The following is a 15,763-nucleotide window of genomic DNA, read 5'->3' on the forward strand; positions in this document are numbered from 1 at the left end:
GACTACTCCTCCTCGAGGACCACGAAGAGCGCAGCACCGAGAGGTACTTGCGCTCCCACCATCGCATCGACACTTGAGATGGTGCCTGCGAACGGAGCTCTGAGGCTCAGCTCCATCTTCATGGCCTCCATGACCCCTAGCACCGCTCCGGTATCGACGTGCTCCCCATGCACGACACGGACATCCAGGACTGTGCCAGGCATGGGGGCATTGATGATGCCGTCCCCGACTGGCACCGAACCGGCAAGGCGGTCGGGGGCGACGAATACGTGCCGATGTCCCTGCCAGGCGATCTCGAGCAATCCCGCTCGCACATCAACTACCACGCGCACGCGCCGACCATCCACGAGCAGGTCCAGGTCGTGGCCGTGGGAGTGCAAAGAAAGGGTTTGCACGGCCCGTCCGTCGACCGTGCCCGCGCCGACATCCACCATGATTGGCTGGTCCAGCTCGACCAGGATCGGCGCCGGATACGCGGCGAGTCGAAAGCCGTCCGGCTGAAAGGGATGTGGCCCGCCGACGGCGATCTTGGTGGCGGATGCCCATGCAACAAGCGCTCGAGGGAGTTGGTTCGAGGGTTCCGGGACCTCCGCGGTGTCGAGCCAAGCGGTGTCGATGGTGGCGTCGCGGAACTCCACGGAGTCGACGAGGGCGCGGAGGAATCCCGCGTTCGTGGTCAGGCCAAGGATCGATGTGGCGTCCAGCGCCCCGACCAGAGCTAGGCGGGCGCTCTCGCGGTCGGGGCCGTGCGCGATCACCTTGCCAAGCATGGGGTCGAAGGACGTCGAGACTACTTGGTTCGACTCGAGGGCGTGGTCCACGCGGATACCGGGTCGGCCGGTCGGCCAACGCACGATGGACGCGGCGCCAGCCTGAGGCAAGAATCCGCCGAAGGAGTCCTCGGCGTAGACCCGGGCCTCGATGGCGTGACCGTCGAGGTGGATGTCGTCCTGTGTGAGGCCCAGGGGCTCGCCGCTGGCAATCCGCAGTTGCAGCTCCACAAGGTCGAGACCCGTGATTGCCTCTGTGACGGGGTGCTCGACCTGGAGGCGCGTGTTCATCTCGAGGAAGTAGAACTCGCCGGTGGCATTGTCCAGCAGGAACTCAACGGTGCCGGCGTTCGTGTAGCCGACATGCGCTGCGAGGTTGACCGCTGCTTGTCGTACCTGCTGACGCGTGGACTCATCCAGGGTCGGTGCAGGGGCCTCCTCGAGGACCTTCTGGTGCCGGCGCTGGGTGGAGCAGTCCCTTTCGAAAAAGTGCAGGACGTTTCCTTGGGCGTCGCCCATGACTTGGACCTCGATGTGTCGGCCGTGCTCGACGTACTTCTCGATGAGCATGGTGTCGTCGCCGAAGGCGGCCTTGGCTTCGCGCTTCGCGGCTGCGGTGGCCTCGGGGAGATCGGCCTCGTCGCGCACGACCCGCATGCCTTTTCCGCCCCCGCCTGCTGCGGCCTTGACCAGCACGGGGAAGCCTGCGTCCTCGCCACGGGGAACCACCGGCACACCGGCTGCGAGGGCTATTTCACGAGCTGCGTCCTTGCGACCCATCTGCTCCATGATCGTCGAGCTCGGCCCGACCAACCGCACACCGGCGTCCTCCAGGGCGGCCGCGAAGGTCGCGCGTTCGGACAGGAAGCCGTAACCAGGGTGGACAGCGTCCGCGCCGACGGCGCGTGCGGCGGCAACCACGGCGGCCACGTCGAGGTAGCTGTCCACGCGGATCGCGTCGTCGGCGGCACGCACGTGGGGGGCGGCTGCGTCAAGGTCTGTGAAGACCGCGACGGTGCGGATGCCGAGGCGCGATGCTGTTCGGAACACGCGCAGCGCAATCTCTCCGCGATTGGCGACGAGCAGCGTCTTGATGGTGGTCATCACATCCTCCAGATGCCGTAGCTGGGGGCCGCGATGGGGGCGTTGGCGGCGGCCGCGAGGCCCATGCCGAGCACGCGGCGGGTGTCGGCGGGGTCGATGACGCCGTCGTCCCACAGGCGGGCAGTGGCGTAGTAGGGCGAGCCCTGGGTCTCGTACTGTTCGCGGATCGGCGCCTTGAAGGCTTCGACCTGTTCGTCGGTATGGAGGTCAGGGCGGACGGTGGCAAGCACCGAGGCGGCCTGCTCGCCGCCCATCACCGAGATGCGTGCGTTGGGCCACATCCACATGAAGCGCGGGTCGTAGGCGCGCCCGCACATGCCGTAGTTTCCGGCGCCGAAAGAGCCGCCGATGACCACGGTGAACTTTGGAACGACGCTGCACGCCACGGCGGTGACGAGCTTGGCGCCGTCACGTGCGATCCCATTGTTCTCGTACTCGCGCCCGACCATGAAGCCGGTGATGTTCTGCAGGAAGACAATGGGAATCCCGCGTTGGTTGCAGAGCTCGATGAAGTGCGCGCCCTTTCGTGCCGATTCGCTGAAGAGGATGCCGTTGTTGGCGACGATGCCGACCGGGTGACCCCACACGTGGGCAAAGCCGGTCACTAGCGTCTCCGCGTACAGGGCCTTGAACTCATGAAAGCGACTGCCGTCGACGATGCGCCGGATGACGTCGCGGACGTCGTACGGAGTTCGGGTGTCAGTGGGGACGACGTCATAGAGGGTCACGGGGTCGAGCGCGGGCTCCTCGGGCTCGCGGACTTCCCACGGCGCGCCCGCAACGGGTCGCAGGGTCTCCACAATGCTGCGGACGATGGCGATGGCGTGGGCGTCGTCGTCGGCCAGGTGGTCGACGACGCCGGACTTGCGGGCGTGGACATCGCCGCCACCGAGGTCTTCGGCGGTGACCACTTCACCGGTCGCGGCCTTCACCAGCGGTGGACCGCCGAGGAAAATCGTGCCTTGGTCCTTAACGATGACGGTCTCGTCGCTCATGGCGGGGATGTAGGCGCCTCCGGCGGTGCAAGACCCCATCACCGAGGAGATCTGGGGGATGCCGCGGGCCGACAGGTTGGCCTGGTTGTAAAAAATCCGGCCGAAGTGCTCCCGGTCCGGAAAGACCTCGTCCTGCAGGGGCAGGAAGCCGCCCCCGGAGTCGACGAGATAGATGCAAGGGAGGCGGTTCTCGGAGGCCACAGCCTGCGCGCGAAGGTGCTTCTTCACCGTCATTGGGTAGTAGGTGCCTCCCTTGACGGTCGCGTCGTTGGCTACGACGACAACTTCGCGGCCCTGCACCCGACCGATGCCAGTGACGACCCCTGCGCTAGGCACTTCGCCGCCGTACATTCCATTGGCGGCGAGCGAGCTCAGCTCGAGGAACGGGCTGCCGGGGTCGAGCAGGCGGTCGATGCGGACACGCACGAGCAGCTTGCCGCGGTCGGCGTGCTTGGTCCGGGCAGTCTCGCTGCCGCCTTGACGAACGACCGACAGCCGTTCCCTGAGGTCGGCGACCAGTTCGTGCATCGTGCGGGCTTCACTCATGGTCATCTTCTGCTTGTCCCGCCAAAGCTGCGCGCCGCAGCACCCGCTCGGCCTGCTTGAAGATGGGGCCGTCCACCATCCGACCCTCGAAAGTGGCGACGCCCCGGGAGCCGCCAACATGGGCAAGGAGTCGCTGCGCCCACGCCAGCGCGTCCGCGGAAGGGGCGTACGAGGCCCGGATGACGTCAACCTGGGACGGGTGGATGGCCACGCTGGCATCGAATCCGACAGCGACGGCGTCCTCACACTCTGCTGCAAGCCCGTCGAGGTCCGATATGTCCATGTGCACCCCGTCGAGGGCCAAGCGTCCGTGGGCTTTTGCAGTGATCAGGACTCGTTGTCGTGCGTAATTAGCGGTGTCCCGGTAGGTCCCGTCAGGATGCCTGCTGCTGACTCCGCCCAGCCCGGCGACGAGGTCGTCGGCGCCCCACATCACGGCCACGACGTTGTCCGGCGCAGCGAGCGAAGCCACGGACTCGACACCACGCGGGGTTTCGGCGAGCGCTATGACGTCGTGGTCGAGCGCGAGGATGTCTTCCGGCTTCTCAGTCTTGGCGAGCATCACCACGCGCACGCCCGCCGCTGCTGCCAGCTTGACGTCTGCGGCATGATCGGCAGTGCCGGCAGCGTTCAGTCGCAGCACGGTCCGATCGACCGCAAGGGCGCCAGCGTCTGCCAGGAGCTGGACTTGAATCCGAGCCGCAGCCTTGTCCTCTGGGGCCACGGCATCCTCAAGATCCAGGATGACGACGTCGGCTAGGCTGAGCGCCTTCCGATAACGGTCGGGGCGACTTGCCGGGCAGAACAACCAGGCTGGGCCGGGCCGCCATTCACTCATCGGGGATCATCCGGACCAACGTGCTGCGAGTCGCAAGCGCCACGACCTCGCCCTTGTGGTTCCGGGCGGTGTGGGCCAGCTCCACTATGCCTTCGCCGGTGCGTTTGGCAGAGGGGCGCTTGTTCAGGATCTTCGTCTCCGCGTAGAGCGTGTCTCCAATACGCACCGGCGCCGGGAAGGAAACTTCCGTGAAGCCCAGGTTTGCCACGATCGTGCCCAGGGTCAATTGGGCTACAGATAGGCCGACCAAGGTCGAGAACGTGAACATGGAGTTGACCAGCCTCTCGTTGAAAGGGCCGATCTCAGCGCTAGCCGCCGCGTCGAGGTGGAGTGGTTGCGTGTTCATCGTCAACGTCGTGAAGAGGACATTGTCCGCCTCGGTGACGGTGCGCCCAGGTCGATGCTCATAGGTGGTGCCCACCTCGAACTCCTCGAACCAAAGTCCACGCTGAAGCACCACTCGTCGACCCGCGTCGTCCTGTGTCATCCCTGCTCCTCGTTGTGCGTAATGCGCCAGTTCAAGGGAGAGTCCACTCGCCCTACTCGACAGGGAGACCCAGACCGCGCGCAATGAGCATGCGCTGAACCTCCGAAGTGCCTTCGCCGATCTCCAGCACCTTCGCGTCGCGGTAGAAGCGAGTGACCGGGTACTCCTCCATGAACCCGTAGCCGCCGAAGACCTGGGTAGCGATCCGGGTCGCGGTGACGGCTGACTCAGTGGCGTAAACCTTGGCGACCGAGGCGGCCTGCTTGAACTCGCCATAGGGCGCTCCAGCATCCTTCATGGCTGCCGCGCGGTAGGTCAGCATGCGGCTTGCCTGCAGCATGACTTCGAGGTCGGCAATCTGGAACGCGACGCCCTGCTTGCGGCCGATCGGGCCTCCGAAGGTCTGTCTCTCCCCGGCGTACTGCAGCGACATGTCGAGACACGCTTGAATGCAGCCGACACTCAGGGCGGAGATGGCGACCCTGCCGTCGTCGAGTGTCGCAAGGAACTGGGCGTACCCGCGGCCCTGGTCACCCAACAGGTGGTCTGCGGGTACGCGGACGTCTTGGAACGAAAGGGGGTGCGTGTCAGAGGCGTGCCAACCAAGCTTGTCGTAGGCCTTTTCCGCCACGAAACCTGGAGTCTTAGTGGGCAACATGATGGCCGAGATTTCTGCGGATCCGTCATCGCGTGTCCCCGTACGCGCTGTGACCGTCACCAGGCTGGTGATGTCGGAGCCTGAGTTGGTGATGAACTGCTTGGAGCCGTTGACCACCCACTGGCCGTCACGCAACTCGGCTTTGGTCTTGGTGGCGCCAGCGTCGGATCCCGCGCCCGGCTCGGTCAGCCCGAACCCTGCCAGCGTGTTCCCAGCGACCAGGTCGGGGAGCCACTGGTCCTTTTGTTCGGCGGTCCCGTAAGTCAGGATCGGGTTGATGCCTAGACCGACTGCGCCCTGCAGGGTGACGCCTATCGATTGGTCGACTCGGCCGAGTTCTTCGATCGCAAGACACAGACTGGTGAAGTCGCCGTCTTCTCCCGCACCGCCGTACTCTTCGGGAGCGGTCAGGCCGAAGAGGCCAAGTCTGCCCATCGTCTGCACCACATCTACTGGGAAGTGGCGCTCTCGATCCCAGCGCGCGGCGTGAGGCGCAATCTCAGCCTGCGCGAACTCGCGCACGCTCTGACGGAAATCTTCGTGCTCGCGGGACAACTCGAAGGACATACCCGAACCGTAGCCAGGAGGTTAACGATCGCTAACCTCCGTTCGGAGGTCACTGCTGCGTTTCACCTCATCAGCGCACCGCGTGCTCAGCGCCGCCACTCATAGGACCCATCGGCAGTCGTCCGAGAGGTATGGCTCGCACGTTAGGCATCGGTTTTCTGAGCAACCCGCGCAACGTTCAAGTCGTTCTCCGCAGTCCTGGCAAAGCACACGTATGGCGGACTGAACCACGGACCAACCGGTCTTCGCTGGCGTTGCCCAAGACGCTCGTCCGGGGGGCGGCTGTCGATCCGTCATGGTTTCGGACTCCATCCAGGGCTGCGGGCGTGCACGGTTTGCAGCCCTAGTGTCGCTATCGGCCTTCTCCGACACTTTGTTTGATTCAGAAGAAGGCGCAACGAGGGTGTCCAGTGCCGCGCAAGCACCCGGGCCAGTTGCTGGCACAGCTAGCAGCCGATGGGGCCGATTCGTGTGGGGGCTACTCGCGTTGCGCGAGGCTTCGGGTTGCGCTCTGCCGTTGCTCTGTTCAGTCGGACGCGCGCGCGATGAGTGTCACGGGTGCGCTAGTGATTGCAGGCTGTTTGCTGCCCACGCCGAGCGTCTCGGCCACGTTCGCCGCAATGACGGCCGCGTCCTGGGTTAAGTCGAACCGGACGCTGCTTAACGGAGGTGCGGTGAGCGAAGCGATAGGTGTGTCGTCAACGCCAATGACGCCTAAATCCTCGGGAACGGAGATCCCCAGGGTTTGAGCGGCACTCAGGATGCCGACGGCGGTCATGTCGTTCCAGGCGCAGACTCCGATGCGGGACTCGTTCACTGCTCGCGCCGCGGTCAGCGCGTCTACGAACCCGTCAAGTTCGCCGTCGAGAACCACAACATCTGCGTCACCGATGCCGGCGGCGACGGTGAGGTTTCGGAACGCCCTGACACGTGCGTCGATGAATCGCTGGTTGCGCGGGTCGCGGATGACCGCGTAGATCATTCTGCGGTAGCCACGGGCGATGAGCCTGTCGAGCTGGAGCTGCACGACGGTCGCTTGATCGATGCGTACGGTGTGTCCTTCGGGTCCGTCCAGTAGCCAGGCGCGGACCTCGGGGATGGTGGACATCGCCATCGCATCCCTGTCAGCGTCAGACAAGGGAGAAAAGGTGACCACGGCGGCCGCAGTCACCTTGCCCAGCAGCGACCCCAGGTGTCCGTGCCATTGTGGTCCCTCGTACCTCAAGCAGACGAAGCCTTCCTTGGAAATCAGAGTTCCAACTTCCTCTAGAAAATGGCCGAGCTCACCCGTCGTGTCCCAGTCCGGGAGGAGGAAGAGCACAACGTCACCGCGGCCGGCGCGTAGAGCCCGGGCCGCAGGGGACGGCTGGTAGCCGAGCTGACGGGCCGCCAGAAGGACCTGCTCGCGGGTGGCGGGGGTGATCCGCACATCGCTGCGATTGTTTAGTACGTAGCTCACCGTCGCGCGCGACACGCCGGCCTCCCGCGCCACGTCGGCGCTGGTCGGGGCGGTCTTGGACACGGAAACTTCTTTCGGTCGAGGTGGGTGGGCGCCGGTTCGAGCCCGGTGGCTGAGTGGATTCGTGCTCATTCTGCTCCGCGACATGTTGCCGAGGGGCAGCGCCTCGCTGAGGACACGCGTACGTGAATTACCGCTGCTGGCGTTGTGGCAACCAGTCGTCCGGGGCGTCGATCAGCTCTAGGCGCGCGCCGTCGTTGGACCAGGCGACCCGGACAGGATCAGCGAGCTCCCCGACGAAGGCACCGCTCTCGTCCAGGTTGCGGAAGGCCAGCAGGGACCATGCCGTCGTCGGATCTTGTATGAGGCGACCGCTGTAGACCGTCTCGTTGGTCAGGCGCCGTGCTTCGTCGATATTGAAGGCTTGCTTGCCGTCAGTGAGCGCGTACCAAATCCCGCCCCGTTGGCCCCTCGCGCGGCGTTCACCGCTCAGGGCTGCTGTGGGACACGAGAAGATGAGGACTGCTCGGCCGTTGACGACCTCAGCTTGGAGCACTTCGAGGTGTCCGAAGCCGGCGCCGGGCAGAGTGAGCGGGGCTTGTTGTTGCCAGCTCCTCAGGTCGGAAGAGGTTGCGACCCCCACCACGCCTCGATTGTCGGGCGCTCCGTCCTTGTCGCGCGCCGTGATCAGCATCTGCCAGGGTCCGTCGGTAGAGGTGCGCGCAACCCAAGGGTCGCGGAACGCCTCCTCGTGCCACCCGTCGTCATCGAGTTTCTCGTACCAACGGGCATCGGCCTCGAGCACCAGGCCGGGACGTTTGTGCCATGTCATCAGGTCGGTCGAGGTGGCGGCCAGGATCTTTTGGACGAGACCGTGCTCGCGCCGGGCCACGCCGGTGTAGAACATCCACCATCCGCCTTGGTCGTCCCGGATGACCGAACCCGTCCAAACGGCGAGGTCGTCTGCTGCCGGAGCGTCGGATGGGACGAGTGCGTCCGCGACTTCCGTCCATGAGCGAAGGTCTTCGCTGATCGCGTGCCCGATGGTTGCGCGCAGATGCCGACGGTCGGGATCATGCAGGGCGCGCGATGCTTTTAAAAAGAACAGATGGTAGGTCGACTCGTCTCGGATCAACCAGAAGTCCCAGGTCCAAGAAGACGGAAGTCTGAGCACAAGTAATCCCCTTCAGGGTGCCACGATTATGCAACGTGGGAGTCGTCGGACCCGCCGGGCTTGCTCGGGACGGCGGGCAGGACGAGGCGGGCCGATGCAAGATCGATGGTGTGGTGGGTGGCCACCAGCGTGGTGCTTGATCCGAGCGACTCAGCGGTGCCTAGGTGTCGCTCGTAGTGGGGAAAGGCCCCTCCTGCCATGTGGAGGCGTAGTCGGTGGCCAACCTCGAAGCGGTAGGCCGTGGGGTCGAGGTGAAGGACCAACGGATGGTTGGGGAGTCGGTCCAATCGGACGAATCCATCGGTGACGTTGCGTGATTTGCCGTCGGGTGACACGTCACTCACCCGGACGAAGAGGTCGCAGTGTGGGTTGTCGCTCGTGTGGTTGACCTCGAGGTACGGTGTTCCGATGACTTCGAGGGCCGAGTCCAGGGGCGCGCCAGTGAACGAGACCGTGTCATCGCGCATCGCAAGGGCACTGTCGTCCTGGTAACCCGAGCGAGACGGCGTGAGCATCCTGCCGCCCAGAGCGGGGGTCGGGTCCGATGGGTCATAGCAGAACGTGGCGCCTTCGCCGGCGGCCGCTGGCGTGAGCGCCAAGGCTCCGTCTGCGTGCGGGTGCACAACGTGTGCGGTCGTCGGAGGCGGCCACGCTTCCAGATTGCGCCACGTGTTGTCCCCGGCGACGCAGATGCTCACTGGGCTGGGACGCGACGAGGTAGCTCCGATCATGTGTTTGTCCAACCAGTCCAAAGCCTCGCCCAACAAGCGGGCCACCCCTTTGGTGCCCATCTCACCGTGAGTCCAGGGACCCACCGTCATAGCCACATCGACACCTCGGCGACGCAAGTGTTGGTACTGCTCGAGGGTGTCGGTTATGAAGAGGTCCTGCCATCCGCCGGCGAGCATCACGGGAGTGGAGACCCGGTCTAGCGCACTGTTTACGTTGTAACTGGACCAGAACGAGTCGTCCGGATCGCGCCGGGTCGCCCACTCGCTAAACCAGGACCAGCGGTGTCCCGTGATCTCGTCCGCCGCCTCCTTTAGGGGCAGGGTCGAAAGTGCGGGCGTGACACGGCGCTCGACGCGCGAACCCCGGACCATTGAGCGCAACGTTGAGAAGTCTTCCTGATGTGCGAGCTGCTCGCTCCATGTCAGGGCTAGCTCAAGGTTGAACGCGCCTTGGGCGTACAGGGCTCGCCTGAAGTCGGCTGGACCTGCCCAAATGACGGAGGTGACAAGCTCCGGCGGCGGGTCCATCAGCAGCGCCCACTGTGTGAAGCCGAAGTAGGACCCCCCCAGTGTGGCTAGGTTGCCGGCGAACCAGGGCTGTTGCCGCAGCCATGCCGCCGTGTCTGCGCCGTCTGATTCCTCATGGACGACGGGCTCGAATTTCCCGCCGGACCCGAAAGTGCCTCGCGTCCGGGCCAGGACGACGTGGTAGCCGTTGCGGGCGAAGAAGCTTCCGAAGATTGCCGTGGTAAGGAAGTTCCACCCGTACGGGGAGCGCACGAGGATCGTTCCTTTGGCTGTCCCGGTCGGCGCTAGGTGGTCCGCTAAGAGGATGGTGCCGTCCCGCATGGGGATTTCTAGATCCGTTTCACGCCTCGCGTGCCCAGAGGCACCGGGTAGCCGGAGCGCTCGGCTCAAGAGCGGGTACACGCTCCGGTACCTCGGCGGGGCTCCGTAGTTTCGGTCGTCGAAGCTTCTCTGTGGCACGGGCTGCTCCTCGCTGCTGCCAGCGTTCGATTGTGCGCTTAGGCACGGTGAACGTGCCCCTGCGCAACAGAGTGTGGGTGCGATGGTTACTCGTGTCAATGGACTGCACTACGTTTTCATCGCAGTCGCGAGTCCTGCTGGTTTGACACGTGTAAGTGATCTACGTCACATGGGGATTGACGAACTGACGTGACGCTGCGCACACTCTGGTTACACGTGTAAGTGATGCGCAGCACACGTGAGGGCGACTCCGCAGTCGCACCTGAGCCACGTCACACCTCAGATGGGACATGACCATGCTTCAAGTTCACGACCGAATCAGCACTCGCAGCCGTTGGCGTCGCAACGCGGCCGCAACCCTGGCAGTCATCCTGTGCGCCGCACTGGCGGCGTGCAGCAACAGTACGAACGATGCCGACACTGGGGGCGACGACTCCGGCAAGGGCGGCACGTTCACCTTCGGCATCATCGGCGCGCCGCCCACCCTCAACCCGGCACTCGGCGACCCCGCGTACAACCCCTTGTACCAGTGGGCCTACGAGCCCCTTGTGGTCCTCGAGCCCGACGGCACGTACTCCTCCGGACTCGCCGACAAGTTCGGTTACACCGACGACGAGAACAAGGTGTACGAGGTCACCCTGCGCGAGGACCTGCAGTTCAGTGACGGCGAGACCCTCGACGCGGAGGCCTTGAAAACCTTCTTCACCTACGAGAAGAAGCAGAGCAGCAGCGCCGGTCTGCTGCTGGGCTCCGTCGAGTCGATGGAGGTGACTGACCCCCTGACAGTGCGTCTGACCTTGGGTCGGAGCGACCCCGGCTTCAGCTTCTACTTTGCCCAGGCCTTCGGTGCAGGCAACGTCATCAGCCCCAAGGCGATCAAGGACCCAGACACTCTCAACACGGGCACCGCTGGCGCCGGCCAGTACACGGCCGTCCCGGGCGAGACGGTCACTGGGGATCACTACACGTTTGAGAAAAACCCAAACTATTACGACCAGGACGCCATCCAGTTCGACAAGGTCGTGGTCAAGATCATCGCCAACGCCTCCTCGATGCTGCAGGCGTTGAAGTCCGGACAAATCCAGGCGGCCTCTGCGGACATCACCACGCTGCAGACAGCGAAGTCGGATGGCATCAACGTGGTCTCGGCGCCGCAGACGCTCGTGGGTCTCAACTTCACGGATCGAACCGGGGAGCTCAGCGAACCCATGGGAGACGTCCGAGTCCGTCAGGCCCTTCAGATGGCTGTGGACCGCAAAGCCATCGCGCAAGGACTGCTCGGCGACGAGAGCCTCGCCCTGTCTCAATTCGCGCTTCCCGACACCCCGGGGTTCCTGCCGGAGCTCGAGGAGGAGATGGCCTACGACCCGGACAAGGCCCGCCAACTTCTGGCTGAGGCGGGATACCCGGACGGGTTCACGCTGAAGACCCTCACCACCCCGTTCAGCGGTTTGGACAAGATCACTGAGGCTATCGCCGGTGAACTCGCCAAGGTAGGAGTGACGCTCGAAATTACCAGCAAGCCCACGCCGAACGACTACCTGCAGGCGATGCTGAGCAACGAGTACCCGGCCATTGCTCTGGGCTACGGACTCAACGACGCGAATAGCTTGTATGCGGGTTTCATCAATCCTCAGGGGCCGTTCAATCCGGCGCACTACTCCGATTCTGAGCTGGACAAGCTCTACGCCACGTACTTTGCGACCCCGAGCGAGGAAGCGGGCGAGCTGGAGCAGGCGATCAACCAACGCCTGGTCGACCAGGGATGGGCGCTGCCCGTGCTTGGCACGCCCCTCGGCTACTACGTCGCGGACGGCTTCAAGGGGCTCGAAGCGACGGCGCTGAACTCTGCCGTCCCTCACTTCACGGAACTGCGTCGCGGCTGACACATATGGACTGGCGAGCCGGCACAGCCGGCTCGCCAGTCCACCACCGCCAATGAGCCAACCTTGCGAAAAGGCAGGACGACATGACCCTCGATGCTGACATGGCGCGAGTGCTCGAGGAGCAGCGCGCGCGCAGCCCACGCGCGGACGAGCAAACCACAGACATGCAAGGCCTTCTGGCGCAGCTGCGTCGACAGCACGAGGAGGGGGTGCAGTGGATGACCCCTCCAGCCGTTCGCGACCGGGTTTCGGACGTTGAGGACATTGGTCTCGAGGACGAAGAGGGCGCCCGCGTAGCTTCTCGCATCTACCGACCAGATGCGTACGGGCAGGGCACGCTCGTGTGGCTGCACGGCGGTGGCTGGATGACTGGAAGCCTCGAAACGGCTGACGTCGTTGCGCGTGCCCTGTGTGCCAGGGCAGGTCTTGTCGTGGTGTCCGTCGACTACCGGCTGGCACCCGAGCACCCGTGGCCCGCTGCCGTGGACGACGCACGCAACGCAGTGAATTGGGTGGCCAAAAAGGTACGGTCGCGAGAGCTCCCGGGCCCAGTCCTCGTCGGCGGCGACAGTGCAGGCGGGAACATCGCGGCTGTGATCGCCCTCGAGCCAGACTTGAAGGACGTACTGGGGGGCCAAGTGTTGGTCTACCCGGCCGTGCGTCTTGACGCGGAACCGCCTGGCCTGCCGTCGCGCGCGGAGTACAAGGAAGGTTTCGGGCTAGAGCCCAACGCACTCGAGATCGCTGTACAGGCGTACGCCCCACGGGCACAAGACCGTACGGACCCGCGTGTCTCCCCGGGGCTGTCCACAGAACTTGCGGCCGCTCCGCCCACGATCGTGGTCACAGCGGGCTGCGATCCGCTTCGCGACGAGGGCAACGGCTACGCCGACGCTCTGCGCGCTGCCGGAGTGCCAGTCCAGCTCATCGAGCTGCCGGGACTCATCCACGGGTGCCTGGATATGACTGGACAGTCGTCCGTCGCCGACCGCGCGGCCAGTGAAGTAGCGGCCGCGCTGAATAAGCTGGTCCGGGAGTACGCGAGCCCAGTTGACGCGCCCATGAGAAGCCGGAGGTCAGCGCCATGACCCGTTTCCTGGTGCGCAGGGTGGTGGCCGCGGTCCCCCTTCTCCTCGTCGTCTCAGCTGCCACGTTCCTGCTGGTGGCCCTCGTCCCGGGCGACGCCGCGCGGTCTATCGCCGGCCGCAACGCGACGCCTGAGCAGGTGGCCCAAGTACGCACGGAACTCGGACTCGATCGTCCCGTGTGGACGCAGTACATCGACTGGCTCGGATCCGCGATAAACGGTGATCTAGGCACCTCTCTCATCAATCAGCAGGCGGTGACCGAACAGCTGAACGCCCGCCTGGGGGCGACGATGTCGCTCATCATCGGCGCGACTGTGGTCGCGGCTGTCGTCGGTGTCACCCTTGGAGTCCTGGGTGCCCGCGGTGGCTGGCTCGGTCGAACCGTCGACGCGGCCAGCCTGATCGGCTTCGCCGTGCCCACCTTCTGGTTGGCTCTGGTCCTCGTCGTGCTCTTGGCGGTCAAGGTGGCAGCCTTTCCGGCGCTCGGATACACGCCACTGGGGCAGTCCCCGTCCCAGTGGATGGCCAGCCTCTTCCTTCCGGTCGTGACACTCGCGGTTCCAGCCACAGCCTCCGTCGCCAAAGTGACCCGGGACGCAGTCTCAGATGCCATGCAGCGGCCCTTCGTGCGCACGCTGCGCGCCGCTGGCGTACCGGAGAGAGCCATCATCGCCCGGCACGCACTTAAGAACGCGGCTGTACCCATCCTGACGATCGTGGGACTCACCTTCATAGGTGCGCTCACCGGTGCCGTGCTGATCGAGCAGATTTTTGCCCTACCTGGCCTCGGGGGCACCGCTGTGACAGCAACAGCCGCTGGAGACCTGCCACTCATCCAAGGAGTGGTCATCTATTTCACCGTCATTGTCATCGCGGTCAACCTCTTGGTCGACCTCGCTTACGCCTTTTTCAATCCCCGGGTGCGTGTGTCATGACAACGTCTCCAGCCATTGTTTCGCCCATTGGTCCCGAAAGTGAGCTGCTCACCTCGCGCCGCGCTCGCGGAACAAGCAAACCAGGACTACTGCGGAGTCCTGTGGCAACTCTTGCGCTCGTGTTCCTTGGCCTTGTCGTGCTGGCAGGCGTCTTCGCCGAACAGCTCGCGCGCCCTACCCAGTGGGGTTGCAGGACCTGACAAGGGTGCTTCAGGGGCCGTCGGCCGAGCACTGGTTGGGCACGGACACCCTCGGGCGCGACGTGCTCAGCCGCATGCTCTACGGCATTTCGCCTACGGCATCCGGTGCGGCGCAAGCCCTTATCGTCTTCTTGGCTCTCGGGATTCCGCTCGGGGTGATCGCCGGCTACCGCGGGGGCCTGGCAGACCAAGTGATTTCCAGGGTCGCGGATCTCGCCCTCTCCATTCCGCCCATCATCATCGTGCTGGTCGTCATCGTGGTCTCAGCGGGTCGTCCCGTCGCCGCCATGGCCTCACTCGGAGTGCTGGGTGCGCCGGGCCTCATCCGTGTGGTGCGAGCTGCGTCCGCAGCGGTACGCGACGAGCTATTCGTGACAGCCGCCAAGGTCTCAGGTGTCTCTCAATTGCGCATCATGCGTACCCACGTGCTGCGCCGAATCCGGGGTCCCGTTGTCGTGCAGGCTTCGCTCTTCGGTGGCGTCGCGCTGCTCTTCCAGGCCGGTCTCAGTTTCCTCGGTCTGCTCGACCCCGATCGGCCCACCTGGGGAGCCATCATGGGTGAGGCGTCCACCGTCATCACCCAGTCGCAGTGGCTCCTCATTCCGCCCGGGGTAGCCATCACTCTCACCGTGCTCGCCTTGGGCTTCCTCGGCGACGCCGTCCGCGACGCCTCGGCCGACACCGACGCGGTCGCCACGGCTAAGGCATCGCGGGAGGCTGCCTCGCCCAGAACCAGCACCGCCACCTCCGCAGCGCTACCGGACCCATCGGACTACGTGCTGAGCGTGCGCGAACTCCACGTGCACACCACGTCAGGGGTGCCGCTGATCACTGACATCAGCTTCGACCTCGCCGCAGGTGAGACAGTCGGGCTCGTCGGAGAATCCGGCTGCGGCAAGAGCATCACCGCCCTGGCGGTATTGGGACTGACACCCGGCGGCATTCGCATCGCTGGGGGTGGAGTGTACTTCGACGGCACCGACCTCGTGGCCGGCGGCGAGGCCGCCTACCGACGGATCCGCGGCTCGGGGCTGGGGTACATCTCCCAGGACCCGATGGCCGCGCTCGATCCTGTGCACACCGTCGGCAGCCACCTGAACGAAGTCCTGAAGCTCCGGGGTGTCGGCTCGTCAGCGGCGCGGCGTGAGCGTGCCCTTGAGCTTTTGTCCCAGGTTCACATTGCCGATCCGCAACGGGTGCTGAAGTCGTACCCGCACCAGATCTCAGGCGGTATGGCCCAGCGGATCAGCATCGCCATCGCCCTAGCTGTACCCGGCCACGACATTGGTAGCGGCGAGCCTGGTTGAACGAGTGAGAACCTCCGGATGGGATGTGGCT

Annotated in this window: 12 protein-coding genes; 4 read left to right on the plus strand and 8 right to left on the minus strand. The window is 65.0% G+C overall.

Annotated elements, in window-relative coordinates; genetic code table 11:
• Window positions 1-2 precede the first annotated feature (2 nt).
• From EUA94_RS19505 to EUA94_RS19540, 8 genes are all read right to left on the minus strand, one after another.
• Entirely contained in the window at window positions 3-1,874 is a 1,872-nt protein-coding gene (locus EUA94_RS19505) for an acetyl/propionyl/methylcrotonyl-CoA carboxylase subunit alpha (protein WP_091201902.1), read from the minus strand.
• Window positions 1,874-3,415 (minus strand): carboxyl transferase domain-containing protein, encoded by a 1,542-nt coding sequence (locus EUA94_RS19510; RefSeq protein ID WP_443678033.1) that lies wholly within the window; start codon window positions 3,413-3,415, stop codon window positions 1,874-1,876. Before EUA94_RS19510 ends, EUA94_RS19505 begins: the two co-directional genes overlap by 1 nt.
• The gene (locus EUA94_RS19515) at window positions 3,408-4,253 is read right to left on the minus strand and encodes an HpcH/HpaI aldolase/citrate lyase family protein (protein WP_091201906.1); all 846 of its coding nucleotides are present in this window, start codon (window positions 4,251-4,253) and stop codon (window positions 3,408-3,410) included. The genes EUA94_RS19510 and EUA94_RS19515 overlap by 8 nt, the downstream gene beginning before the upstream one ends.
• The gene (locus EUA94_RS19520; protein WP_091201907.1) at window positions 4,246-4,740 is read right to left on the minus strand and encodes a MaoC family dehydratase; all 495 of its coding nucleotides are present in this window, start codon (window positions 4,738-4,740) and stop codon (window positions 4,246-4,248) included. The genes EUA94_RS19515 and EUA94_RS19520 overlap by 8 nt, the downstream gene beginning before the upstream one ends.
• Window positions 4,741-4,792: 52 nt before the next feature.
• Complete coding sequence (locus EUA94_RS19525; protein WP_091201909.1) at window positions 4,793-5,965, minus strand: acyl-CoA dehydrogenase family protein; 1,173 nt, start codon at window positions 5,963-5,965, stop codon at window positions 4,793-4,795.
• Between the two features lie 526 nt (window positions 5,966-6,491).
• Window positions 6,492-7,487, minus strand: coding sequence for a LacI family DNA-binding transcriptional regulator (locus tag EUA94_RS19530; RefSeq protein ID WP_165357054.1), 996 nt, complete (start codon window positions 7,485-7,487; stop codon window positions 6,492-6,494).
• 127 nt (window positions 7,488-7,614) lie between these two features.
• The gene (locus EUA94_RS19535) at window positions 7,615-8,559 is read right to left on the minus strand and encodes a glycoside hydrolase family protein (protein ID WP_198554434.1); all 945 of its coding nucleotides are present in this window, start codon (window positions 8,557-8,559) and stop codon (window positions 7,615-7,617) included.
• A 65-nt stretch (window positions 8,560-8,624) separates the two neighbouring features.
• Entirely contained in the window at window positions 8,625-10,178 is a 1,554-nt protein-coding gene (locus EUA94_RS19540) for a CocE/NonD family hydrolase (RefSeq protein WP_091201915.1), read from the minus strand.
• Window positions 10,179-10,606: 428 nt separating this feature from the next.
• Between EUA94_RS19540 and EUA94_RS19545 the strand changes: the two genes are divergently transcribed.
• From EUA94_RS19545 to EUA94_RS19560, 4 genes are all read left to right on the plus strand, one after another.
• Complete coding sequence (locus tag EUA94_RS19545; RefSeq protein ID WP_091201917.1) at window positions 10,607-12,202, plus strand: ABC transporter substrate-binding protein; 1,596 nt, start codon at window positions 10,607-10,609, stop codon at window positions 12,200-12,202.
• An 83-nt stretch (window positions 12,203-12,285) separates the two neighbouring features.
• Window positions 12,286-13,290 (plus strand): alpha/beta hydrolase, encoded by a 1,005-nt coding sequence (locus EUA94_RS19550; RefSeq protein ID WP_091201919.1) that lies wholly within the window; start codon window positions 12,286-12,288, stop codon window positions 13,288-13,290.
• Window positions 13,287-14,225, plus strand: coding sequence for an ABC transporter permease (locus tag EUA94_RS19555; protein WP_091201921.1), 939 nt, complete (start codon window positions 13,287-13,289; stop codon window positions 14,223-14,225). The genes EUA94_RS19550 and EUA94_RS19555 overlap by 4 nt, the downstream gene beginning before the upstream one ends.
• A 187-nt stretch (window positions 14,226-14,412) precedes the next feature.
• Window positions 14,413-15,732, plus strand: a complete 1,320-nt coding sequence (locus tag EUA94_RS19560; protein ID WP_129428528.1) for an ABC transporter permease subunit — start codon at window positions 14,413-14,415, stop codon at window positions 15,730-15,732.
• Window positions 15,733-15,763: the final 31 nt, after the last annotated feature.

It is taken from the genome of Nocardioides zhouii (genome assembly GCF_004137345.1).
Classification (GTDB): domain Bacteria; phylum Actinomycetota; class Actinomycetes; order Propionibacteriales; family Nocardioidaceae; genus Nocardioides; species Nocardioides zhouii.